Below are 21516 nucleotides of genomic sequence, written 5' to 3' on the forward strand. Positions count from 1 at the left end.
TTGGAGCAAAGAAGTTGGAACTAACGGTGTTTACGGCGCAAATCCTCGATCTGCCCGTCCTGCAATCCGAGCATGGTCCGCGCGGCACTGGCGAGAGTCGCGGTCATCAGAACGAAGCTCAACGCAGCCAGCACGAGCATGGCGGAAACCAGCAGCACCTGCGAGGCCGCCGGCAAGTTCTTTGCGGCGAGCACGATCATTAGCAACGTTTCCATCAATGCCTGCGCGTTGGCGCCGGTCTGCACCAGCGTGGCGAGGATCGGCAGGAAGAAGAGGGCGAGCAGCGCCAGCCCCGCTGCCGCGATCAGCATTGTCAGCACCGCGAAGGCACCGAAGATCGACCAGAAATGCCCGCGTGACTGCGCCCAGGCCTCGTCGACCGTGATCGCCTCGTAGAGATAGGTGAGCGGCAGCGCGATCGACAGGCGCACCTGCACGAAGAGCAGCCCCGCCAGCTCGGCGAGCAGCAGCGCCGCGCCCACCCACCCGGTCGCGACCGCAGGGAGCAGCCAGCCCGCCAGCCCCAGCAGGAAGCCGTTGGCGAGCGTCAGCAGGAAGGTCGCGACCATGGTGGCGATCGTCAAGAGCACCAGCAGCGCGAACACGCGCAGCTCGTTGGCACCGAGCCGCAGATAGCAGGCGCCGCGCTTATAGGGGTGCAGCGTCGCGCGGGTCGCCGCGGTGATCAGCACCGCGACCAGGGCCAGCGCCAGCCCCTGGCTGCCCAGCGCCGCACCGATCGCGCCCGCGATGTTCGCCGGGTCGGCGGGCGCGATCAGGATCCGCAGCAGCCCGATCGCGAAGATGCCGATAAGGTAGAGGATCGCCCAGACCAGCACCGAAAGCGGATGCTGCCGCAACAGGCGGAACGCGCCGCCCAGAATCGATCCGACCACCCCATCCCCCGATCAGTCCAGCGACTTGACGATTTCTTCCACCATCTTTTTAGCATCGGCGAGCAGCATCATTGTGTTGTCGCGGTAGAAAACCTCGTTGTCGACGCCGGCATAGCCGACGCCGCCCATGCTGCGCTTGATGAACAGCACGGTCTTGGCCTTCTCCACGTCGAGGATCGGCATGCCGTAGATCGGCGAGGACTTGTCGGTCTTGGCCGCCGGGTTGGTCACGTCGTTGGCGCCGATGACGAAGGCGACGTCGGTCTGGGCGAACTCGGAGTTGATGTCCTCCAGCTCGAACACCTCGTCATAGGGCACGTTGGCCTCGGCGAGCAGCACGTTCATATGCCCCGGCATGCGGCCGGCGACCGGGTGGATCGCGTACTTCACCCGCACGCCGTGGGCCTTGAGCTTGTCGGCCATCTCGCGAAGCACATGCTGGGCCTGCGCCACCGCCATGCCATAGCCGGGGACGATGATCACCTGCTCGGCCTGGGACATGAGGAAGGCCGCGTCCTCGGCCGAGCCGCGCTTCCACGGCCGGTCGACCGCCGCCGCGCCGCTGGCGCCGCCGCCCGCGTCGCCGCCGAAGCCGCCCGCGATCACGCTGAGGAAGCTGCGGTTCATCGCCCGGCACATGATGTAGCTGAGGATCGCGCCCGAGCTGCCGACCAGCGCGCCGGTGATGATCATCGCGGAGTTGTGCAGCGTGAAGCCCATCGCCGCCGCCGCCCAGCCCGAATAGCTGTTGAGCATCGACACCACCACCGGCATGTCCGCCCCGCCGATGGGGATGATCAGCAGGAAGCCGATGGCGAAGCTCAGCGCCGTCACCGTCCAGAAGATCCAGGGGCTCTGGTCCTGGGTGAAATAGGCGATCAGGCCGAGAATCGCGGCGAGCATGCCCAGGTTGATCACATGGCGGCCGGGCAGCAGGATCGGCTTGCCGCCCATATTGCCGTTGAGCTTGAGGAAGGCGATCACCGATCCCGAGAAGGTGATCGCGCCGATGGCCACGCCCAGCCCCATCTCTATCCGGCTCTGGAGGAAGATCACGCCGTCGCTGGCGATGCCGAAGGCGCCGGGATTTAGGAAGGCCGCGCCCGCGACCAGCACCGCGGCCAGGCCGACCAGCGAGTGGAAGGCGGCGACGAGCTGGGGCATCGCGGTCATCGCGATCCGCCGCGCAGTGACGATGCCGATCGCGGCACCGATACCGATCGCGGCGAGCAGTTCGACCAGTGTCAGCGTGTCGAGCACCGGCGTGCCGTAATTCTCGCAGATCGCCCCCGTCGGGCAGTGCGGCGCGATGCGCGGGACATGGGTGGCGAGCGTGGTCACGACGGCGATCGTCATGCCGATCATGCCGGCGCGGTTGCCGCGCTGGCTGGTGGCGGGGCTCGACAGCCCGCGCAGTGCCAGGATGAAGCAGACGCCCGCGACGAGATAGGCGAGTGCCGCCCAGGGGTTTTGCGCGATGCTCTCCATGCTCAGCGAACCTTCTTCTTGTACATGGCGAGCATCCGCGCGGTCACCGCGAACCCTCCGAAGATGTTGATGCTGGCCAGCACCACGGCGAGCAGGCCGAGCCATTTCGAGGTTTCGCCCGCGCCGCCCAGGCTACCGGCCGCGGCGGCGATCAGCGCGCCGACGATGATCACCGAGGAAATGGCGTTGGTCACCGCCATCAGCGGCGTGTGCAGGGCCGGCGTGACCGACCAGACGACGTAATAGCCGACGAAGCAGGCGAGCACGAAAACCGAGAGGATCGAGATGAAGTCCATGATCTACTCCTGATCCGCGCTCGGAGGCGCGGAAAGATCCTCCCCGGAACGGGGAGGGGGACCAGCCGCAGGCTGGTGGAGGGGGAGCCCGGCAAGCGACGCAATCGAGGACGCTACTGCGTCCGCGTCCTGCAGGATCTCCGCCGCGTCGATACGCAGAACTCGGTAGCCGTTACCGGCCAGAAACTGATCCTTGCGGCGGTCGTGCGCAATAGCCGCAGGCGACGCATGCACCTGACCATCGACTTCGATCACGAGACGCAAGGCGGCGAGGTAGAAGTCCACGACATAGGCACCGATAGGATGCTGGTTGCGGACCCGCGTCCCCAAGGCATTTCGACGCAGGCGCTGCCACAACAGCACTTCCGGCAGGCTGAGCTTCCGCCGCTGCCGCCGCGCCATCGCGACTTCGGGCCGGATCGCCCGCTTCGCTCCCCCTCCACCGCGCTGCGCGCGGTCCCCCTCCCCGTGCCGGGGAGGATCGGGGAGCGCCCCTGGCGTCATTGCAGCAGCCTCTCGTGCACCACCTTGCCGCCCTGCGTCACCCGCACGGCGGTGCCGATCTCCTCGTCGAGCACGGGCTTGCCCGCCTCCTTGTCCCAGAAGGCCGAAAGGAAGTTGAACAGGTTGCGCGCGAACAGCGCCGAGCTGTCCGTCGCCAGCCGGCTGGGCACGTTGCGATGGCCGACGATCTTCACGCCGTGGCGCTCGATCACCTCGCCGACGACCGAGCCCTCGACATTGCCGCCCTGCTCCACCGCCAGGTCGACGATCACGCTGCCCGGGCGCATCGTCGCGACCTGCGCTTCGCTGATCAGCCGGGGTGCCGCCCGGCCGGGGATCAGCGCGGTAGTGATGACGATGTCCTGCTTGGCGATGTGCGCGGAGACCAGTTCGGCCTGCGCGGCCTTGTAGGCGTCGCTCATCTCGGTGGCATAACCGCCCGAGCCTTCGCCCTCGATCCCGGCGACATTCTCGACGAAGATCGGCTTGGCGCCGAGCGACAGGATCTGCTCCTTGGTCGCCGAGCGCACATCGGTGGCGGAGACCTGCGCGCCGAGCCGCCGCGCGGTGGCGATCGCCTGGAGGCCGGCGACGCCGACACCCATCACGAACACCTTGGCGGCGCTCACCGTGCCCGCCGCGGTCATCATCATCGGGAAGGCGCGGTCATATTCCGCGGCCGCGTCGACCACCGCCTTGTAGCCGGCGAGGTTCGACTGCGAGGACAGGATGTCCATCGATTGCGCGCGGGTGATGCGCGGCATGAACTCCATCGCCAGCGCCTCCAGCCCGAGCGCCGCATAGCGGTCGATTCGCCCGCGCTCGCCGAACGGATTGAGCCCGGCGACAAGCCACGCGCCCGGCTTGAGGCCGGCGAGGCTGTCGGGGTCCGGGCCCTGCACGGCGAGCACGATGTCGGCATCGGCGAGCACGTCCGCCCGCGTCCCCGTGGTCGCGCCGGCCTCGCGAAAGGCGGCGTCGCTGTAGGAGGCGGCAAGTCCCGCGTCGGACTCGACCGCGACCGAAGCCTTCAAATTAATGAATTTCTTGACGGTTTCGGGCGTAGCCGCGACACGTCGTTCGGCAATCGCCGCTTCCTTGAGTACTGCGATCTTCACGTCAGCGGGCGATCAGGAAGACGACGAACGCAGCGATGAGGAAAACCGCCACCGTGCCCCACTTCATCAAAGCCGTGAAACCATTGAAGGTTTCGACATGCGATTGGATCTCGCCGGCGTTTTCACCTGTTTCAGCCATTGATGCGCTCCTCTCCTAGGTGCTCGATGTCTTATACCGCTGGTCCGGCGTGCCTCAACCCCGCCCCACAAAGAACTGTTTCGGCCCTGCTTAAGCCGAACTTTACGCATCTGGTCTAACCGATGCGGCTCGAAACGGGACATTTGGGACTGGAGTCGGCATGACGCGCAACGGGCAACGTCTTCTGTTGCTGATCGATTCGGAACCGGCGCAGCGGCGTCTGGTGGCCGCGATCGCTTCGCGCCGTGGCTGGCGGACGATCTTCGCCGACGATGCGGAGAGCGCGCTGGCGACGCTTGGGACGCCCGACGGCCTGGCGGTCGACGCGATCCTGCTCGATCATCCCGCCTCGGACGCCGATGCCGCGATCCTGATCGCCGAGCTGCGCGCGCGCCGGCCGCACATGCCGATCCTGGTGCTCGCCGCCAACGGCTCGGTCGCCGCCGCGGTCGGTGCGATGCGCGCCGGTGCCAGCGACTTCCTGGTCAAGCCGATCGCGTCGGAACGCCTGCTCGCCGCGCTGGAGAGCGCGATGGGCGGCAGCAGCGCCGGCGAACTCCGCCCGCTCACCGAGAAGCTTACTGCCAATCTCGGCTTCGCCGAGATCGTCGGCTCGGCCCCGCAATTCCGCGCCGCGCTGGCGGTCGCCGCCAAGGCCGCCCGCGCCCGCGTGCCGGTGCTGATCGAAGGCGAGAGCGGCGTCGGCAAGCATGTCGTCGCGGAAGCGATCCATGGCGCCTCGCCCCGCGCGCGCAAGGAACTCATCTGCGTCAATTGCGGCTCGATCCCCGCCAACCAGGTCGAATCGGAACTGTTCGGCCATGAGGAAGGCGCCTTTACCGGCGCGTTCGAGCGCAAGGTCGGCCGCCTCCAGGATGCCGACGGCAGCACGATCTTCCTCGACGAAGTGAGCGAGATGCCGCTCGAGGCGCAGGTCAAGTTGCTGCGCATGCTGCAGACCGGCGAGATCCAGCCGCTCGGCGCCCGCCATCCGCGCGAGGTCGATGTCCGCGTCGTCGCCGCCAGCAACGTGCCGCTGCTGGCCGAGGTGGAAGCCGGCCGCTTCCGCGAAGACCTCTATTACCGGCTCAACGTCGTCCAGGTGACGATCCCGCCCTTGCGCGAGCGCGCCGGCGACATCCCGGCGCTCGTCCGCCATCTCCTCGCGCGCATCGCCGAGCAGCCGGGCCTCCGCCAGCTCGGCATCAGCGAGGACGCGCTGCAGCTGCTCACCGCCTATGACTGGCCGGGCAATGTCCGCCAGCTGCAGAACGCGCTGTTCCGCGCGGCGGTGCTCTGCGACGAGGAAGGGCTGACCCGCGACGACTTCCCGCAGATCGCCCAGATCGCGCAGGGCAAGCCGATGACGTCCGGGCCAGTGGCGAACAACGCGGGCATGGGCGGCATCACGCTGTTCCGCCCGGACGGCAATCTACGCCCGCTCGACGAGATCGAGGCGGACGTGATCCGGCTGGCGATCGGCCATTATCGCGGCCGGATGACCGAAGTCGCCCGCCGCCTCGGCATCGGCCGCTCGACGCTCTACCGCAAGCTCGGCGAGCTGGGGATCGATCAGACCGCAGCGTGAGGCGCGGTGAGCGCGGCATCCTGCATGCCGCGCCAAACCCGCAGCGCCTGGACGCTTTCGAACACGTCGTGGACGCGCAGCAGTTGCACCCCCAGCGCGGCGCCCTTGAGCGCGAGCGCGAGCGATCCGCCCAGCCGCTGCTCGGCCGGCGCCTCGTTGGCGAGCGCACCGACGATGCGCTTGCGGCTGGCCCCCAGCAGGATCGGGCAGCCCAAGCCGTGGAACAGCGCGAGGCCGTTCATCAGCGCGAGATTGTCGGCCAGCGTCTTGCCGAAGCCGATGCCGGGATCCACGACGATGCGCGACCGATCGACACCAGCGGCAACCGCTGCCTCCACCCGCGCCTCCAGCCAGTCATAGACCTCGACCAGCACGTCGGTGTAGGCGCCCTTCCCCTTGGCACCGTGCTTGGGGTCGGCGGCATGCATCAGCACCACCGGGCAGCCGGCCCGGGCGACCACCTCGAGCGCGCGATCGTCGTATAGCAAGGCCGACACATCGTTGACGATATGCGCGCCGGCCGCGAGCGCCGCCTCCATCACTGCGGCCTTGCGCGTGTCGATCGAGATCGCCGCGCCGCTCGCCGCCAACCGCTCGATCACCGGCACGACGCGGGCGATCTCGTCGCCTTCCCACACCGTCTCCGCGCCCGGGCGGGTGGACTCGCCGCCGACGTCGAGAATCGCGGCACCGGCAATACTCATGTCGACGCCGGACTGCGCGGCCGCCGCAGGGTCGCCTAGGTGCTTGCCGCCGTCGGAAAAGCTGTCGGGCGTCATGTTGAGGATCGCCATCACCTGCGGCTGGTCGAAGCGCAGCGTGCGCGGCCCCAGAGTCAGCGGCGGACGGGGCGCGGTGATGCGCGCGGAAATGGGGCCAAGACGGGGATCGGCCTCGGCCTCCGCGACGGAAATGGCACGCTGGAGAACGCGCCGACCATTCTCCACGGCGATCAGTTCATAGGCGGAGAACCACAGCAGCCCGCCGGCCAGCCGCGCGACCTCGCCGTCGCGGCCGACCGGGGTGTCGACGAACTGGATAGGGCGGAGGTAGAGGCGCGCGGCGGAAGGAAGATCGAGCATGGCGCCGTGCTACCGACGCAACGCCGGCAATAAAAGCGCAACCCTCGCAACCTTCGCTCCCCTCCCGCTCGCGGGAGGGGTCGGGGGAGGGTGCGCGCGGGAAGCAGGCTGCGTCGGTGAAGAAAAAACCTCCACCTCGCACCCTCCCCTAGCCCCTCCCGCAAGCGGGAGGGGAACTTACGGCTGCGTCGCGAGCAGGTAGGTCTGGCGCAGTGCATCGATCGGCTTGAGGCCGCCCTGGTCCTCGTAATGCCAGAAGGTCCAGCCGTTGCAGCTCGGCGCGCCCTGCAGCGTCGCGCCCAGCTTGTGGATCGAGCCCGCCTGCCCGTCGCAGCTCAGCGAGCCGTCCGCGCCCACCGTCGCCCGCCAGCGGGACTTGTGGTCGCTGAGCACGGTGCCGGGCGCCAGATAGCCATTCTCGACCAGCTGACCGAACGCCACGCGCGGCGCGGCCTTGGGGGCCTGCATCGTCTGCAATGCGCTTTCGTCGAGCGGCAGGGCGGCGGCGATGCGTTCCAGCGCCGCCTCGACATAGACGCCCTCGCGATCGATGCCGATCCAGCGCCGGCCGAGGCGCTTGGCCACCGCGCCGGTGGTGCCGGTGCCGAAGAAGGGATCGAGCACCACGTCGCCTGGCTTGGTGCAGGACAGCAGCACGCGGTACAGCAGCGCCTCGGGCTTCTGCGTCGGGTGGACCTTGGTGCCGTTCTTCTTCAGCCGCTCCTGCCCGCTGCAGATCGGGAATTCCCAATCGCTGCGCATCTGCAGTTCGTCGTTGAGCGTCTTCATCGAACGATAGTTGAACGTGTAGCGCGACTTCTCGCCCTTCGACGCCCAGATCAGCGTTTCGTGCGCGTTGGTGAACCGCGTGCCCTTGAAGTTGGGCATCGGGTTGGCCTTGCGCCAGATGATGTCGTTGAGGATCCAGAAGCCCAGATCCTGGATCGCCGAGCCCACCTTGAAGATGTTGTGATAGCTGCCGATCACCCAGATCGTGCCGTCGTCCTTCAGGATGCGGCGGGCCTGCGCCAGCCACTCGCGGGTGAACTTGTCATAGGCGGCGAGGCTGTCGAACTTGTCCCACTCGTCGGTCACCGCGTCGACATGGCTGCCGTCGGGGCGATTGAGATCGCCGCCCAGCTGCAGATTGTACGGCGGATCCGCGAAGATCATGTCGATCGACTTGTCGGGCAGCCCGCGCATCGCCTCGATGCAATCCTGGCGCAGGATCGTGTCCAGCGGCAGCACGGCCGGCGCCTGCTTCGCGACGCGCACACCCGCCCGTTTGACCTTCTCCAGCACGCCCATGAATCATTGCCCCTTCGCTCAAAAGGCCCCCCTATTCGGGGCCGAGCGACTCCTCCGTCAAGAGGGGGGATCGCCGGGTGGTGACCCGAAGCAGGTGCTTGGCGAGGCGGAACATTTCGGCACCCGCCATATCTTGAGTCAAGAAGTTATCCACAGGCCCAAGCGCTGGTGGGTGTGGCCTAAAAGACTCAGTTCCTGGCCCGCGAAAATTTTCCCGGCCTGTGGATAAGCTGGAACGTTCCGCAAACGATTCAACCGATGGCGATGGCTTCGCCGCCGCTCACGACGCTTGCCGCAAGCCTTGCGCGGGCCTGGGTGAACAGCCCCATTTCGTACAGCGCCTGCGCCTCGCGACCGAACCATTCGGCCTCGCCGCCGAATCGGATGCGGGCAGCGACACACAGCGCCACGCGAACCTCCCACGAGGTCCCCTGCGCCAGGATCGCGGCCCGGACCGCCTTGCGGCTCGCCCGCGCGCTCAGCATGTCCGAAGGCAGACGCACCGCCAACGCGCGTTCGCGCCACGGTGCGATTTCGCCGGGATCGGCATAGTCGATGGCCAGCACGGGATCGCGCAGCGTCTCGAGAAAGGCGACGTGCAACGGATGGGTGGGGTCGGTCAGCGCGGCATCGTCGTCGAAGCGGAAGCGGATCGCCCCCAGCCCGCGCGATTCGGCGTAGCGCACCATCGCCGCCATCTCATGGAAGCTCGCCGGGCCGATGATCGCCTCGCGGAGCAGCTCGGCCAGCACCGGGTCATAGCGCGTTGCCGGCTGAAACCCGCCGGTCGTCCCCCGTATCAAACTGCCCATATACGCCATGCCCGCTCCTCCCGCTGCTATCCCAACATCATAGGACGGCGGCGGCACCTGCGGGCGCACTAGGCAAAATTTGCCGGGTGAGGGGCATAGGTGGCGCGCGCTCCTCCAGCCGTCATCCCGGCGAAAGCCGGGATCCATTGGGGCCTACGGCGCGGCTCTTGCTGCAGCGAAGAGGCGAATGGATCCGGCTTTCGCCGGGATGACGGAGGTAAGGAAACGACGGTCCAGGAGCTTACTCCGCCGCGATTTGCCCGAAATCGAGATGTGCCTGCGCCACCGGCGCGAAGCTGCGGCGGTGGTGCGGGGTCGGGCCCAGCGACCGCAGCGACTCCTGGTGCGCCTTGCCGCCATAGCCCTTGTTCGATGCCCAGCCATAGCCGGGGAACTGCGCGTCGAGTTCCACCATCATGCAGTCGCGCTGGTGCTTCGCGACGATAGAGGCGGCCGCGATCGACAGGCACAGCGCGTCGCCGCTGATCACCGCCTCGCTGCGGTGCTCCCATTTGGGGCAGCGATTGCCGTCGACCAGCACGAAGGCGGGCGGGAAGCCCAGCGCCTCCACCGCGCGCGTCATTGCCAGCATCGTCGCCCAGAGGATGTTGAGCCGGTCGATCTCCTCGACGCTGGCGATCCCCACCCCCACTTTCGCGCAGGCAAGCAGTTCCTCGCACAGCCGCGCGCGCTTGGCGGCGGTCAGCGCCTTGGAATCGTTGATGCCCTCAGGGATGCAATTCGGGTCCAGCACCACCGCGGCGGCTACCACCGGCCCGGCGAGCGGACCACGCCCGGCCTCGTCCACCCCGGCAACCGGGCCGGCATGAAGCTGGAAATAACGGGTCTCGTAGGAAAGGTCAGGCATCGTCCTCGATACGCCATGGCGGAAAGCGGCGCATCTCGCCAGCCTGATAGAGACGAACCGCATTGCCGGCAGGATCGCGCAACCGCGCCTCGCGCCAGCCCCATTTCTCGTCCCTGGGCTCCTGCTCGAAGCGGAAGCCCTGCTGCTGGAGATAGGCGACCGTCACGTCGAGGTCGCCGCATTCGAAATAGACGACGGGCGCGGTATAGGCCTCGTCGGTGGCGATCGAGAAGGTCGCGCCGCCCTCGGTCTCGAACCGGGCGTAGCGAGGAGAGGCCCGCACCACCTGCCGCAGCCCGAGCAGCCGGTAGAAGCGCTCGCTGGCCGCAAGGTCCTGCGCCGGTACCGTCACCTGGTTCAGCATCGGCTCGAAGAAGCTCATGTTGAGGTCGAGCCGCACCGCCTGCTGCGCCATGGGCCCATGGCCGCGGCCCAGCCCCTCGGCCTCGCGCATCGCAATCCGGACGAAGCGGCGTGCCCGGCTGACCGCCTCGGGCAGGTCCCATTCGCAGGCGAGGCCGCAGGCGATGGCCGAGGCGAGCGTGCAGCCAGTGCCATGGTCGTTTTCGGTATCGATCTTGGGGTCGCGCCATTCGATCTGCGGCGGGTCCTCGGGATCGGCGGAATAGAGCGTATCGACCACCTCGGGCCCTTCGCCGTGCCCCCCCTTCACCAGCACCGCGCAGCCATGCGCCGCGACGATCTCCTGCGGATCGCGGCCCAGCGCCTCCAGTTCGGGCAGGTTCGGCGTCACCACTGTCGCGCGGTCCATCAGCCGTTCGAACGCGGCGACGGTCGCCTCGTCCGCCAGCCGGGCGCCGCTGGTCGCAACCATCACCGGATCGAACACCACCGGCACACCCGGAAGCTCGGCCAGCCGCTCGGCAACTGCGAGCGCGGTGCGGGCGGAACCGATCATCCCGATCTTCACTGCATCCACACCGATGTCGCGCACCACCGAGTCGATTTGCGCGATCACCATGTCGGTCGGCACCGGGTGCACCGCCTGCACGCCCACCGTGTTCTGCGCCGTGATCGCGGTGATCGCGGTCATGGCATGGCCGCCGAGCATGGTGACGGTCTTGATGTCGGCCTGGATCCCCGCGCCGCCGCCGGAATCCGAGCCTGCAATGATCAGCACGCGTGCGCCCATGGCCTTATCCCTTGTGCTTGCGCTCGGTGGATGCCGGATGTCGCCGCAGCGCGTCGCCGACGCGGGCGGGGCGATCGAGCAGTTCGCCGCCGCAATTGGGGCAGCGCTCGTCCATGTCATCGGCGCATTCGGCGCAGAAGGTGCATTCGAACGAGCAGATGAACGCGCCGCCGGCATCGGCGGGGAGGTCGACGCCGCAGCGTTCGCAATCGGGCCGCATTTCCAGCATCGGGCAACCTTCTAGTCACCTTGCCGCGGGAGGCAAGCGCCGCTCAGTGCGGCGGATTGAAGGCGACGATCAGTACCGCGATCAACAGCGCCCCAAGGCCGCACAGAAAAGCCTTGTCGGCGATGTCCTCGGTCCGCGTCGCCTCGGGCGAGCGGATCGCGAGATAGGAGAGCAGGCAGCTGATGGCGAAGCAGAGGCACGCGCCCAGGGCCACCTCGTCGGCCATCGTCTGATCGGCAACCTTGGTAAGCTTGAGGCCGGTGATGATGAGCAGCGCGATACCGAGCAGATTCGACGCAGCGCCCAATATGTGCGGAGAGCGATCCATGAAGCTACCCTTCGGCGACGCATGGCCGATCACCCTGCGGCAACGCGCACCGCATCACATACGCGGTCGACCACCGCTTCCACCTGCGCCTTGTCATCGCCTTCGGCCATGACGCGGATCACCGGCTCGGTACCAGAGGCGCGGATCACCAGGCGGCCGCGGCCCTTAAGCTCGGCTTCGGCGACAGCGATCACGTCCTGCACGCGCGGGTCCTCCAGCGGCTTGCCCCCGGCGAAGCGGACATTCTTGAGCAACTGGGGCAGCGGCTCGAAACGGTGGAGCACCTCGCTCGCCGGCGCGCCTGCGCGGACGATCTCGGCGAGTACCTGCAACGCCGCGACCAGCCCGTCGCCGGTGGTCGCATAGTCGGAGAGGATGATGTGCCCGCTCTGCTCGCCGCCGACATTGTAGCCCGAGCCGCGCATCTTCTCGAGCACATAGCGGTCGCCCACCTTGGTGCGCACCAGCCCCAGTCCCTGCGCGGCGAGGTGCCGCTCCAGCCCCAGATTCGACATGACGGTGGCGACCAGCCCGCCCCCAGCGAGCTTGCCCTGCCGCGCCCAGCCCGTGGCGATCAGCGCCATCAGCTGGTCGCCGTCGATCACCGTGCCGGTCTCGTCGACCACGATCAGCCGGTCGGCATCGCCGTCGAGCGCGACACCCAGCGCCGCACCCGAACCGACCACCGTCTCGCTCAGGACCTGCGGCGCGGTGGAGCCTACGCCGTCGTTAATGTTCTTGCCATTGGGAGAAACGCCGATCGAGACGACCTCCGCCCCCAGCTCCCATAGCGCCGAGGGGGCGACCTGATAGGCCGCGCCATTGGCGCAATCGACGACCACCTTGAGGCCATCGAGCGTCAGGTCCGACGGGAAGGTCGACTTGGCGAAGTGGATATAGCGGCCGCGCGCGTCCTCGACACGGCGGGCGCGGCCGATATCGGCCGAGGCCGCGAGCGGCACCTCGCCGTCGATCAGCGCCTCGATCGCCTCTTCATCGGCATCGGAGAGCTTGAACCCGTCGGGGCCGAACAGCTTGATGCCGTTGTCGGCATAGGGGTTATGGCTCGCCGAGATCATCACGCCGAGATCGGCGCGCATCGAATGGGTAAGCATCGCCACCGCCGGCGTCGGCATCGGGCCGACCAGTACCACGTCCATGCCGACGCTGGTGAAGCCGGCAACCATCGCATTTTCCAGCATATAGCCGGACAGACGCGTGTCCTTGCCGATCACCACCCGGTGGCGGTGATCCCCGCGGCGGAAGTGCGCGCCGGCGGCCATGCCGACCTTCATCGCCATCGCCGCCGTCATCGGTGCGAGGTTGGTGGCGCCGCGAATGCCGTCCGTGCCGAAATATTTTCTTGCCATGCGTCTCGTTCTCGCGCCCTTGTGGCGTTGTGTGCGTGCTGTGATAGCGGCGAAAAATCCAAAGGGCGAGCATGTCGCAACCTACCCGTATTCTTCTTTCCCTGCTGGCCGGGCTCGCGGTCGGCGCCGCGCTGGCGGCTTTCTCCCCGCAATGGGGACTGACCATCGCCGGCTGGGCGCAGCCGGTCGGCCAGGCATGGCTCAACGGCCTGCAGATGACGATCGTGCCGCTGGTCGTGGCGCTGCTGATCACCGGCGTGACCGCAACGGCCGAGGCCGCCGCTGCCGGTCGCCTCGCCGGCCGGGCGATCGCGCTCTACGTCGTGCTGCTGTTCTGCTCGGCGCTGCTCGCCGCGCTGTTGACCCCGCTGTTCCTCCAGATCGCACCGCTGCCGCAGGAATCGGCCGCGAGCCTGCGCGCTGCGCTGAGCGGTGCCGAGAAGATCGGGCCCGTGCCACCGCTGGGCGAGTTTCTCGCCGCGATCATCCCCGCCAACATCGTCAAGGCGGCGGCGGAGAACGCCTTCCTGTCGCTGATCATCTTCTCGCTGGTGTTTGCCTTCGCGATCACCCGGGTGGCGGCGGAGTCGCGCGCGTTGCTCACCAACTTCTTCGTCGCGGTGCGCGACGTGATGCTGGTGGTGATCGACTGGGTGCTGTGGATCGGCCCGGTCGGCGTGTTCGCGCTGGCGCTGGTCGTCGGCGCCAAGGCGGGCACGGGCGCGTTCGGCGCGCTGCTCCACTATATCCTGATCGTATCGGCGGTGGGGCTGGTCATCACGCTGTTCGCCTATCCGGCCGCCGTGCTCGGTGGCCGCATCGGCCTCGGCCGCATGTTCCGCGCGGCACTGCCCAGCCAGGCGGTGGCGCTCAGCACCCAGTCGTCGCTGGCAACACTGCCGGTGATGATCGAGGGCGCCGAGGAGGTCGGCGTGCCGGTCGCCGTCTCGGGCGTGACCATGCCGCTGGCGGTGGCGATCTTCCGCTCGACGGGTCCAGCGATGAACTTCGCGGTCGCGATCTACGTCGCCGAATGGTTCGGCGTGCCGCTGCACCCTGCGACGTTGCTGGTCGGCGCGGTGGTCGCGACCCTCACGTCGCTGGGCTCTGTCTCCCTGCCCGGCACGGTCAGCTATGTCAGTGCGATCTCGCCGGTCGCCGCCACCATCGGCGCGCCGATCACCCCGCTGGGGCTGCTCGTCGCCGTCGAGACGCTGCCGGACATCATGCGCACGGTCGGCAACGTTACCTGGGATCTGGCCACGACAATCTGGCTGTCGCGCAAGGCAGGCGCGCAGCAGGGCTCGGGCGACGCGATCCTGCGCCACGAGGCCTGAGAGGCGAGCGCCTCCCCAGTGGGAGGCGCCCTGTCCTTACTTCAGCAGCACCAATTCCTCGGCCATGGTCGGGTGCAGCGCGACGGTGGCGTCGAACGCGTCCTTGGTCAGCCCGGCCTTCACCGCCACCGCGGCGGCCTGCAGGATTTCCGGCGCGTCCGGCCCGATCATGTGCAGGCCGACGACCTTGCCGGTCACGCCGTCGCAGATCATCTTGTACAGCGATCGCTCGTGCCGCCCCGCCAGCACGTTCTTCATCGCCCGGAAGTCCGAGGTATAGACCTTCACCGAACCAAGCGAATTGCGCGCTTCGCCCTCGGTCATGCCCACCGATGCGATCGGCGGGTGGCTGAACACCGCGCTCGGGATGCAGTGATAATCGACCTGGTGCGGCTTGCCGCCGAACAGCGTGTCGGCAAAGGCCTGGCCCTCGCGGATCGCCACCGGGGTCAGTTGCACGCGATCGGTCACGTCGCCCACCGCATAGATGCTCTCGACCGTGCTGCGATTGTCGGCATCGACCTTGACCGCACCGCGTCCGTTCAGTTCGACGCCGACCGTCTCGAGGCCCAGCCCCTTGGTGTTGGGCACACGTCCGGTGGCGAACAGCACGCAATCGACTTCGATCGGGTCATGCCCGCTCATCGAAACCAGCAGGCTGCCGTCCGCCTGCTTCTCGATCTTCTCGAACTCGGCGAAGAAGCGGAACTCGATGCCCTTGGTCATCGAAATCTGGAGCAGCCGGTCGCGGACCTGTGCATCATAGCCGCGCAGGATCACGTCGGTGCGGTTGACCAGCGTCACCTTCGACCCGAACTCGTTGAAGATGCCGGCGAACTCGTTGGCGATATAGCCGCCGCCCGCGATCAGCACGCGCTTGGGGAGCGTTTCCAGATGGAAGACCTCGTTCGAGGTGATGCCATGCTCGCTTCCGGGGAAGCTCGGAACATGCGGATGCGCGCCGGTGGCAATCAGGATCGTCTTGGCGCTGACCACTTTGCCGCTCGCCAGCGTCACCTCGTTCGGGCCGGTGATGGTGGCGCGCTCGTGGAAGATCTCGACGCCGTTATTCTCGAGCCCCTGGGTGTAGAGCCCGTTGAGCCGGTCGACGTCCGCCAGCACGTTGTCGCGCAGCGTCGGCCAGTGGAAATGGCAGTCGGGCACGTCCCAGCCGAATCGGCGCGCGTCCTTGAGATCCTCGGCGAAGTGCGCGCCGAAGATGAGCAGCTTCTTGGGCACGCAGCCGCGGATCACACAGGTCCCGCCGACGCGATACTCCTCGGCCACCGCGACCTTGGCGCCGTACGCCGCCGACATGCGCGAGGCGCGCGTCCCACCGGAGCCTGCGCCGATCACGAACAGGTCGAAGTCATAGTCGGACATGGGTCACTCCGGAGGTGTGCCGGCAGGGAAGGCCGGAAGAAGGGGTCGAGGGAAAGATAGGGTGCGGCGCCCGAAAACAAGGGCGCCGTGTGTGGCTCACCGCTTGCGGACGAATTCCGCGCGCAGCACCAGCCCCTTGATGCCGTCGAACTTGCAGTCGATCTCCTGCGCGTCGCCGGTCAGGCGGATCGACTTGATCAGCGTGCCTCGCTTGAGCGTCTGGCCGGCGCCCTTCACGGTCAGGTCCTTGATCAGCGTCACCTGGTCGCCGTCCTGGAGCAGGTTGCCGACCGAGTCGCGCACTTCCACCTTGTCGGCCGCCGCGGCCTTGGCAGCGGCCTCGGCGGCGGGGATCCACTCCCCGCTCGCCTCGTCAAACACATACTCGTCGTCGCTCATGCCCCAAACGCCCTTTTGATCAGATCGTTGGTGGAGGGGTCGAAATCGAGCCCGCCCTTGTCCGCCGCCTTGGCCATTTCCTTGCCGAGCTCGACGCCGAACTGGTCGAACGGGTTGATGCCGAGCAGCACCGCGTTCACGAACACGCGGTGCTCGTAGAAGGCGATCAGCGCGCCCAGCGTGCGCGGGTCGACGGCGTCGAGCAGCAGCGTCGACGACGGCCGGTCGCCCGGGTAGCTGCGCGCGGGGTCTTCATGGCCCTTGCCGGCCATCAGCGCCGCACCCTGCGCGAACATGTTGAGCAGCAGCTGGCGGTGATGCTCGGGCGCGAGCGCATCACCCGCCTCGATCACGCCGACGAACTCGAGCGGCACCAGATGCGTGCCCTGGTGGAGCAGCTGGAACACCGCGTGCTGCGCATCGGTGCCGACGCCGCCCCAGGTGATCGCGGCGGTCGGGTAGGTCACCACCTCGCCCTCGGCGGTGACGCGCTTGCCGTTCGACTCCATCTCCAGCTGCTGGAGATAGCTCGGCAGGAGCTTCAGCCGCTCGTCATAGGCGAAGGTCGCGCGGGTCTCGCAACCGCGCGCCTGGGTGTAATAGAGGTCGGCGAACGCCGCGAGCGCGGGGGCATTCTGCAACAGATCGGTCAGGCGGAAGTGCCGGTCCATCTCGGCCGCGCCTTCGAGCAGTTCCTCGAACGCGTCCCAGCCCAGCGCCAGCGCCGCCGGGAAGCCGATCGACGACCAGAGCGAATAGCGGCCGCCGACGCTCTCGAAGAAGGGCAGCACGCGGGTCTCGTCGACGCCCCATTCCACTGCCTTGTCGGGCGAGGCGGTGAGCGCCACCACCTGGCCATAGGGATCCTCGACGCCGCCTTCGGCCATCCACGCGAGCGCGCTCTGCGCGTTCAGCATCGTCTCGGTGGTGGTGAAGGTCTTGCTGGCGATCACCAGCAGCGTTGCCTGCGGATCGAACGCGTCCATCGCGTCTTCCAGCGCCACGCCGTCGACATTGGAAACGATCGCCACGTCGTAGCGGTCCATGTCGCGGCCCAGCGCGTCGACCAGCAGGTCCGGGCCCAGCGCGGAACCACCGATGCCGATGTGCAGGATGTGGCGGATCGGGCCCAGCGCCTCGGCCTCGATCGCGTCGATCAGCGCGCGCATCCGCGCATGCTGGCTGCGGGCGCGGGCGACGCTATCAGGGGCGCCTTCATAGCGCTCGGCGGTATGCTCGGCGGCGCGGCCTTCGGTGACGTTGACCACCTCGCCCGCGAACAGCGCGTCGCGCTTGCCCGCGAAATCCATCTGCTGCGCGAGTGCCGTGAATGCCGACACCGCCTCCGGAGTCAGATGGGTCTTGGACCAGTCGAAATGGATGCCGGCGACATCGACGCTCAGCCGCGACAGCCGCTCGGCGTCGGCAGCGAACAGGTCGGTCAGCTTGGTCTGGGGAAGGGCTTGGATGGGCGTCCAGTCGGGCAAGGCCATGTTCATCTCCTTGGTGGCAGGGCTCCCCTATCGTCCCGCACCGGCCCATTCCAGCCTCATTCCGCCGCTTGACCTCCCCGCCGCGCCCTAGCAGAGCAGTGCCCATGGAAACGCCCGCCTCCACCGAACCCGTCGCCTCGCGGCCCGAAAACGTGCAAGCGCCTGTCGCGAAGCCGGAAAAGCCGAAGTCGGAGTGGCGGGACCTCGCCACCTTCCTGCTCAAGCTGGCGCTGATCGTGTTCGTCGTGCGCAGCTTCATCTTCTCGCCGTTCAGCATTCCGAGCGAGTCGATGCTGCCGCGGCTGCTGATCGGCGACTATCTGTTCATCACCAAGTGGAACTATGGCTACTCCAAGCACTCGCTGCCGTGGAGCGTGCCGCTGATCCCGGGCCGTATCCTCCCGCGCGACCCCGCCCGCGGCGACGTGGTGGTGTTCAAGGCGCCGAACCATAATGGCGAGGACTGGATCAAGCGCGTGATCGGCCTGCCGGGCGACACGATCGAGATGGTGAATGGCCAGGTGATCCTCAACGGCAAGCCGGTGCCGAAGCAGCGCGTCGCCGATTTCGTGCTGCCGATCACCCCGAACTTCACCCATTGCCCGACGCAGTTCCAGACCGCCGACGCCAAGGGTGCGCCGATCTGCCGCATCCCGCAGTTTCGCGAGACGCTGCCCAACGGCAAGCAGTATAACGTGCTCGACCAGGACAATTTGCCGCAGGACAACACGCAGGTGTTCACCGTCCCCGCAGGCCATGTCTTCCTGATGGGCGACAACCGCGACAACTCCACCGACAGCCGCTTCCAGCAGCCGCCCTATGGCTCGGGCATCGGCTTCGTGCCGATCGAGAATATCGAGGGCAAGGCGGTGGTGAACTTCTGGTCGACCGATGGCGGCGCCAACTGGCTGCTGCCCTGGACCTGGTTCACCGCGGCCCGGTGGAGCCGGATCGGAGAAGGCTTCTGAGCGTGCCCGATCTGGGCGGCTGGGTCGCAAAGACCTTCGGCCGCCCCGCCAAGGACCTGCCCGCCTTCCAGCGCGCGCTGACCCATGGCAGCCAGGCCGCCGGCAACTACCAGCGGCTCGAATTCCTCGGCGACCGGGTACTGGGGCTGATCGTCGCCGAATGGCTGTTCGAGCGGTTTCCGGAAGAGCCCGAGGGTGCGCTCTCGCGCCGGCTCAACTCGCTGGTGACCGGCCCGGTCTGCGCCGATGTCGCGCGCGAGCTGGGCGTGGTGCCGCATCTCCGGCTCGGCAAGCAGGCGCGCGACGACGGTGCGGCGGACAGCGACAATGTGCTGGGCGACGTGATGGAGGCGCTGATCGGCGCCTGGTATCGCGAGGCCGGGCTGGATGCCGCGCGTGCCTTCGTGCGCAAGGCATGGGGCAACCGGATCGACGAGCACGCCAAGGCGCCCAAGCATCCGAAGTCGGCGCTCCAGGAATGGGCCGCCGCGCGCAACCGCCGTCCGCCCGAATATGAGATCGTCGATCGCTCCGGGCCGAACCACGCGCCGCGCTTCACGGTGAAGGTGTCGATCGGCAAGCTCGCGGAAGCTAGCGCCGAGGGCAGCAACAAGCAGGAAGCCGAAACTGCCGCGGCGGCAGCGCTGCTGGCGAAGCTGGGCGGCTGAACCATCTTAAGCCCCTCCTCCTCGGAGGAGGGGTTGGGGTGGAGGGATTCTAGAACATCTGTCGGCCTCTGTGAGACACTGCCCCACCCCAACCCCTCCCCTGAAGGGGGGGCTTAAGCATGGCGATACCCCCCCTCGCCCCCATCCCCATTCCCCAGTACAACCGGAACCCATGACCGAACCCACCACCCAACAATCCTGCGGCGTCGTCGCGATCCTAGGCGCGCCGAATGCCGGCAAGTCGACGCTGGTCAATGCCCTGGTCGGCCAGAAGGTCGCCATCGTCAGTCCCAAGGCGCAGACCACCCGCGCCCGGGTGATGGGCATCGCCATCGAGGGCGATACCCAGATCATCCTGGTCGACACCCCCGGCATCTTCGAACCCGAGCGCCGGCTCGATCGCGCGATGGTCGCCGCGGCCTGGGACGGCACCGACGGTGCCGACCTCGTCGCGCTGGTGGTCGACGGTAAGGGCGGCATCGGCCCCAAGGTCCATGCGGTCATCGACAGCCTGCGCGGCCGCAAGGGGCGCAAGATCCTGATCCTCAACAAGGTCGACATCGCCGACAAGCCGCGCCTGCTCGGCCACGCCGCCAAGCTCAACGAGGCGCTGGCGTTCGACGAGACCTATTTCGTCTCCGCCCAGACCGGCGACGGCGTGCCAGAGCTCAAGGCGGCGCTCGCCGGTGCGATGCCGCAGGGCGAATGGCATTTCCCCGAAGACCAGGTTTCGGACGCGACCGATCGCATGCTCGCGGCCGAGGTAACGCGCGAGCAGCTCTACCTCCAGCTCCATGCCGAGCTGCCCTATGCCAGCGCGGTCGAGACTGAGAAGTATAGCGAGCGCGAGGACGGATCGGTCGAGATCCACCAGCAGATCCTCGTCGCGCGCGACACCCAGCGTGCGATCGTGCTCGGCAAGGGCGGCCAGCGGCTCAAGGAAATCGGCAGCCGCGCCCGCGCCGAGCTCGCGAAGCTGCTCGGGGTACCCGTGCATCTGTACCTGCACGTCAAGGTCAATCCGAAGTGGGAAGAGGATCGCGGCCTCTACCGCGAGATCGGGCTCGACTGGGTCGAGTAATACCGGCAGCAGGGCGGCAGCGCTCGCTCTGCGTCGAACCCGGTGCGTATGTTCCGGGCCTTTTGCTCAGGATTTGGTAGCGCGGCCGCGCTTGGAGCGGCCGGCCGTCATCGGATCGGGCTTGGGCGGGGCACGCCATCCGGCGGGCGGGGTCCGCTTCTGCTGGCTCGTCCCCAAGCCCATCGCGCCGGGCTCCTGGCGTATCAACCCCGCGAAATCGGCAGCCTCGGCCTCGGCTGCAGTAGCCCCGCCGCGCATGGCGTTGATCATGTCGCGGCACCGCCCCGCGGTCTCGAAGTCGAGCGCAGCCACCGCCTCGTCCATCTGCCGCTGCAGGGTCTCAATCGTTATTGGCATCTGGCCACAACGCGTGGGGACGGCGCAAGGGGGCACGTTTTGAAACCAGGCATCATGCTCGAGCCGAGCCATCAGCCGCGTGGCATGACCTTCTTCGAGGTTGCCCTCGCGGTTCTCATTCCACGCACGCGCCGCCTGCTCGAATGTCTTGCCGACCGGCGATTTGTTGCTGGCGCCGGGGCCTCTGCCCTGCCCCAGCGCTACCCTGGCCTCGGCGCGGCGCAGCCGCGCCTCTGCAAGGCTGAGGGCAGGATAGCGGCCGAAAGAGAGCAGCTTCTCCTTGCCGTCGAACCGGTACTTCATCCGCCAGAGCTTCGAGCCATTGGGCCGGACGAGCAGGTACAGGCCCTCGCCGTCGGCGAGCTTGTAGTCCTTCTGTGGCTTGGTCGCGTAGCGGACTTCGAGTTCCTTGAGCGCCATCTGGGGGTACTCGGCTGGGGGTGCGACGATTACCCTGGAAAATACCCCCAAATGCAAATCGACGTCTTGGCGTTCAGTGGAGTCCAGAGAGGCTGCCTGAGACGAGGCGACTCGGAGATAAGCCACAGAAACTAGGCATAAAAAAACCGCCTCAGGATTTCCTGAAGCGGTTTGGTATGTCGGTGTTTGGTTGCGGGGGCAGGATTTGAACCTGCGGCCTTCAGGTTATGA

Annotated in this window: 23 protein-coding genes; 5 read left to right on the forward strand and 18 right to left on the reverse strand. The window is 67.6% G+C overall.

Going from position 1 to position 21516, the window contains the following annotated elements; all coding sequences use genetic code 11:
- Positions 1 to 20: 20 nt before the first annotated feature.
- The 6 genes from ABIC65_RS21400 to ABIC65_RS21425 all read right to left on the reverse strand — a co-directional run bounded on the left by ABIC65_RS21400 (position 21) and on the right by ABIC65_RS21425 (position 4441).
- Positions 21 to 896 (reverse strand): hypothetical protein, encoded by an 876-nt coding sequence (locus tag ABIC65_RS21400; protein WP_354311476.1) that lies wholly within the window; start codon positions 894 to 896, stop codon positions 21 to 23.
- Positions 897 to 908: 12 nt separating this feature from the next.
- Positions 909 to 2384 (reverse strand): NAD(P)(+) transhydrogenase (Re/Si-specific) subunit beta, encoded by a 1476-nt coding sequence (locus ABIC65_RS21405; RefSeq protein ID WP_354311478.1) that lies wholly within the window; start codon positions 2382 to 2384, stop codon positions 909 to 911.
- A 2-nt stretch (positions 2385 to 2386) separates the two neighbouring features.
- Positions 2387 to 2680: a proton-translocating transhydrogenase family protein gene (locus ABIC65_RS21410; RefSeq protein WP_093297885.1), complete on the reverse strand. Its 294-nt coding sequence runs from the start codon at positions 2678 to 2680 to the stop codon at positions 2387 to 2389.
- A gap of 3 nt (positions 2681 to 2683) precedes the next feature.
- On the reverse strand, positions 2684 to 3082 hold the full coding sequence (locus ABIC65_RS21415; RefSeq protein WP_354311479.1) for an endonuclease domain-containing protein: 399 nt from the start codon (positions 3080 to 3082) through the stop codon (positions 2684 to 2686).
- Between the two features lie 98 nt (positions 3083 to 3180).
- Positions 3181 to 4302, reverse strand: coding sequence for an NAD(P) transhydrogenase subunit alpha (locus tag ABIC65_RS21420; protein WP_354311481.1), 1122 nt, complete (start codon positions 4300 to 4302; stop codon positions 3181 to 3183).
- Position 4303: 1 nt separating this feature from the next.
- Positions 4304 to 4441: an aa3-type cytochrome c oxidase subunit IV gene (locus ABIC65_RS21425; RefSeq protein ID WP_093297881.1), complete on the reverse strand. Its 138-nt coding sequence runs from the start codon at positions 4439 to 4441 to the stop codon at positions 4304 to 4306.
- A 160-nt stretch (positions 4442 to 4601) separates the two neighbouring features.
- On the opposite strand from ABIC65_RS21425, the gene ABIC65_RS21430 reads away from it, so the two are divergent.
- Positions 4602 to 6029, forward strand: coding sequence for a sigma-54-dependent transcriptional regulator (locus ABIC65_RS21430; RefSeq protein WP_354311482.1), 1428 nt, complete (start codon positions 4602 to 4604; stop codon positions 6027 to 6029).
- Here the strand turns inward: ABIC65_RS21430 and folP are convergent.
- The 8 genes from folP to glmM form a co-directional block, all read right to left on the reverse strand.
- Positions 6014 to 7111 (reverse strand): dihydropteroate synthase, encoded by a 1098-nt coding sequence (folP, locus tag ABIC65_RS21435; RefSeq protein ID WP_354311483.1) that lies wholly within the window; start codon positions 7109 to 7111, stop codon positions 6014 to 6016. The genes ABIC65_RS21430 and folP overlap by 16 nt on opposite strands.
- 177 nt (positions 7112 to 7288) lie before the next feature.
- Positions 7289 to 8419: a site-specific DNA-methyltransferase gene (locus ABIC65_RS21440; protein WP_354311484.1), complete on the reverse strand. Its 1131-nt coding sequence runs from the start codon at positions 8417 to 8419 to the stop codon at positions 7289 to 7291.
- Positions 8420 to 8670: 251 nt separating this feature from the next.
- Positions 8671 to 9240, reverse strand: coding sequence for a hypothetical protein (locus ABIC65_RS21445; RefSeq protein WP_354311486.1), 570 nt, complete (start codon positions 9238 to 9240; stop codon positions 8671 to 8673).
- Between the two features lie 232 nt (positions 9241 to 9472).
- Entirely contained in the window at positions 9473 to 10099 is a 627-nt protein-coding gene (locus ABIC65_RS21450) for a ribonuclease HII (RefSeq protein ID WP_354311487.1), read from the reverse strand.
- Positions 10092 to 11252: a bifunctional hydroxymethylpyrimidine kinase/phosphomethylpyrimidine kinase gene (thiD, locus tag ABIC65_RS21455; RefSeq protein WP_354311489.1), complete on the reverse strand. Its 1161-nt coding sequence runs from the start codon at positions 11250 to 11252 to the stop codon at positions 10092 to 10094. Before thiD ends, ABIC65_RS21450 begins: the two co-directional genes overlap by 8 nt.
- A gap of 4 nt (positions 11253 to 11256) precedes the next feature.
- The gene (locus ABIC65_RS21460) at positions 11257 to 11481 is read right to left on the reverse strand and encodes a DUF1272 domain-containing protein (RefSeq protein ID WP_125975517.1); all 225 of its coding nucleotides are present in this window, start codon (positions 11479 to 11481) and stop codon (positions 11257 to 11259) included.
- 43 nt (positions 11482 to 11524) lie between these two features.
- Entirely contained in the window at positions 11525 to 11809 is a 285-nt protein-coding gene (locus ABIC65_RS21465; protein ID WP_354311491.1) for a hypothetical protein, read from the reverse strand.
- Between the two features lie 29 nt (positions 11810 to 11838).
- Complete coding sequence (glmM, locus tag ABIC65_RS21470) at positions 11839 to 13179, reverse strand: phosphoglucosamine mutase (RefSeq protein ID WP_354311493.1); 1341 nt, start codon at positions 13177 to 13179, stop codon at positions 11839 to 11841.
- Between the two features lie 71 nt (positions 13180 to 13250).
- Between glmM and ABIC65_RS21475 the strand changes: the two genes are divergently transcribed.
- A complete protein-coding gene (locus ABIC65_RS21475; protein WP_354311495.1) occupies positions 13251 to 14516 on the forward strand; it encodes a dicarboxylate/amino acid:cation symporter in 1266 nt (421 codons plus the stop codon).
- A gap of 36 nt (positions 14517 to 14552) precedes the next feature.
- Here the strand turns inward: ABIC65_RS21475 and gorA are convergent, their stop codons facing one another.
- From gorA to pgi, 3 genes are all read right to left on the reverse strand, one after another.
- Positions 14553 to 15899, reverse strand: a complete 1347-nt coding sequence (gene gorA, locus ABIC65_RS21480) for a glutathione-disulfide reductase (protein WP_354311497.1) — start codon at positions 15897 to 15899, stop codon at positions 14553 to 14555.
- A gap of 96 nt (positions 15900 to 15995) precedes the next feature.
- Positions 15996 to 16298: an alkylphosphonate utilization protein gene (locus tag ABIC65_RS21485; protein ID WP_354311499.1), complete on the reverse strand. Its 303-nt coding sequence runs from the start codon at positions 16296 to 16298 to the stop codon at positions 15996 to 15998.
- Complete coding sequence (gene pgi, locus ABIC65_RS21490; RefSeq protein ID WP_354311500.1) at positions 16295 to 17791, reverse strand: glucose-6-phosphate isomerase; 1497 nt, start codon at positions 17789 to 17791, stop codon at positions 16295 to 16297. Before pgi ends, ABIC65_RS21485 begins: the two co-directional genes overlap by 4 nt.
- 104 nt (positions 17792 to 17895) lie before the next feature.
- Between pgi and lepB the strand changes: the two genes are divergently transcribed.
- From lepB to era, 3 genes are all read left to right on the forward strand, one after another.
- Complete coding sequence (gene lepB, locus ABIC65_RS21495; protein WP_354311502.1) at positions 17896 to 18759, forward strand: signal peptidase I; 864 nt, start codon at positions 17896 to 17898, stop codon at positions 18757 to 18759.
- A gap of 2 nt (positions 18760 to 18761) precedes the next feature.
- On the forward strand, positions 18762 to 19427 hold the full coding sequence (gene rnc, locus ABIC65_RS21500; protein WP_436286759.1) for a ribonuclease III: 666 nt from the start codon (positions 18762 to 18764) through the stop codon (positions 19425 to 19427).
- 172 nt (positions 19428 to 19599) lie between these two features.
- Positions 19600 to 20508 carry a GTPase Era gene (gene era / locus ABIC65_RS21505; protein WP_354311504.1) on the forward strand — a complete coding sequence of 303 codons (909 nt, stop codon included), beginning with the start codon at positions 19600 to 19602 and terminating at the stop codon, positions 20506 to 20508.
- 66 nt (positions 20509 to 20574) lie between these two features.
- Here era and ABIC65_RS21510 read toward each other — a convergent pair whose 3' ends face one another.
- On the reverse strand, positions 20575 to 21285 hold the full coding sequence (locus tag ABIC65_RS21510; protein ID WP_354311506.1) for an integrase arm-type DNA-binding domain-containing protein: 711 nt from the start codon (positions 21283 to 21285) through the stop codon (positions 20575 to 20577).
- Positions 21286 to 21516: the final 231 nt, after the last annotated feature.

It is taken from the genome of Sphingomonas trueperi (assembly GCF_040545665.1).
In the GTDB taxonomy this organism is placed as follows: Bacteria; Pseudomonadota; Alphaproteobacteria; order Sphingomonadales; family Sphingomonadaceae; genus Sphingomonas; species Sphingomonas trueperi_B.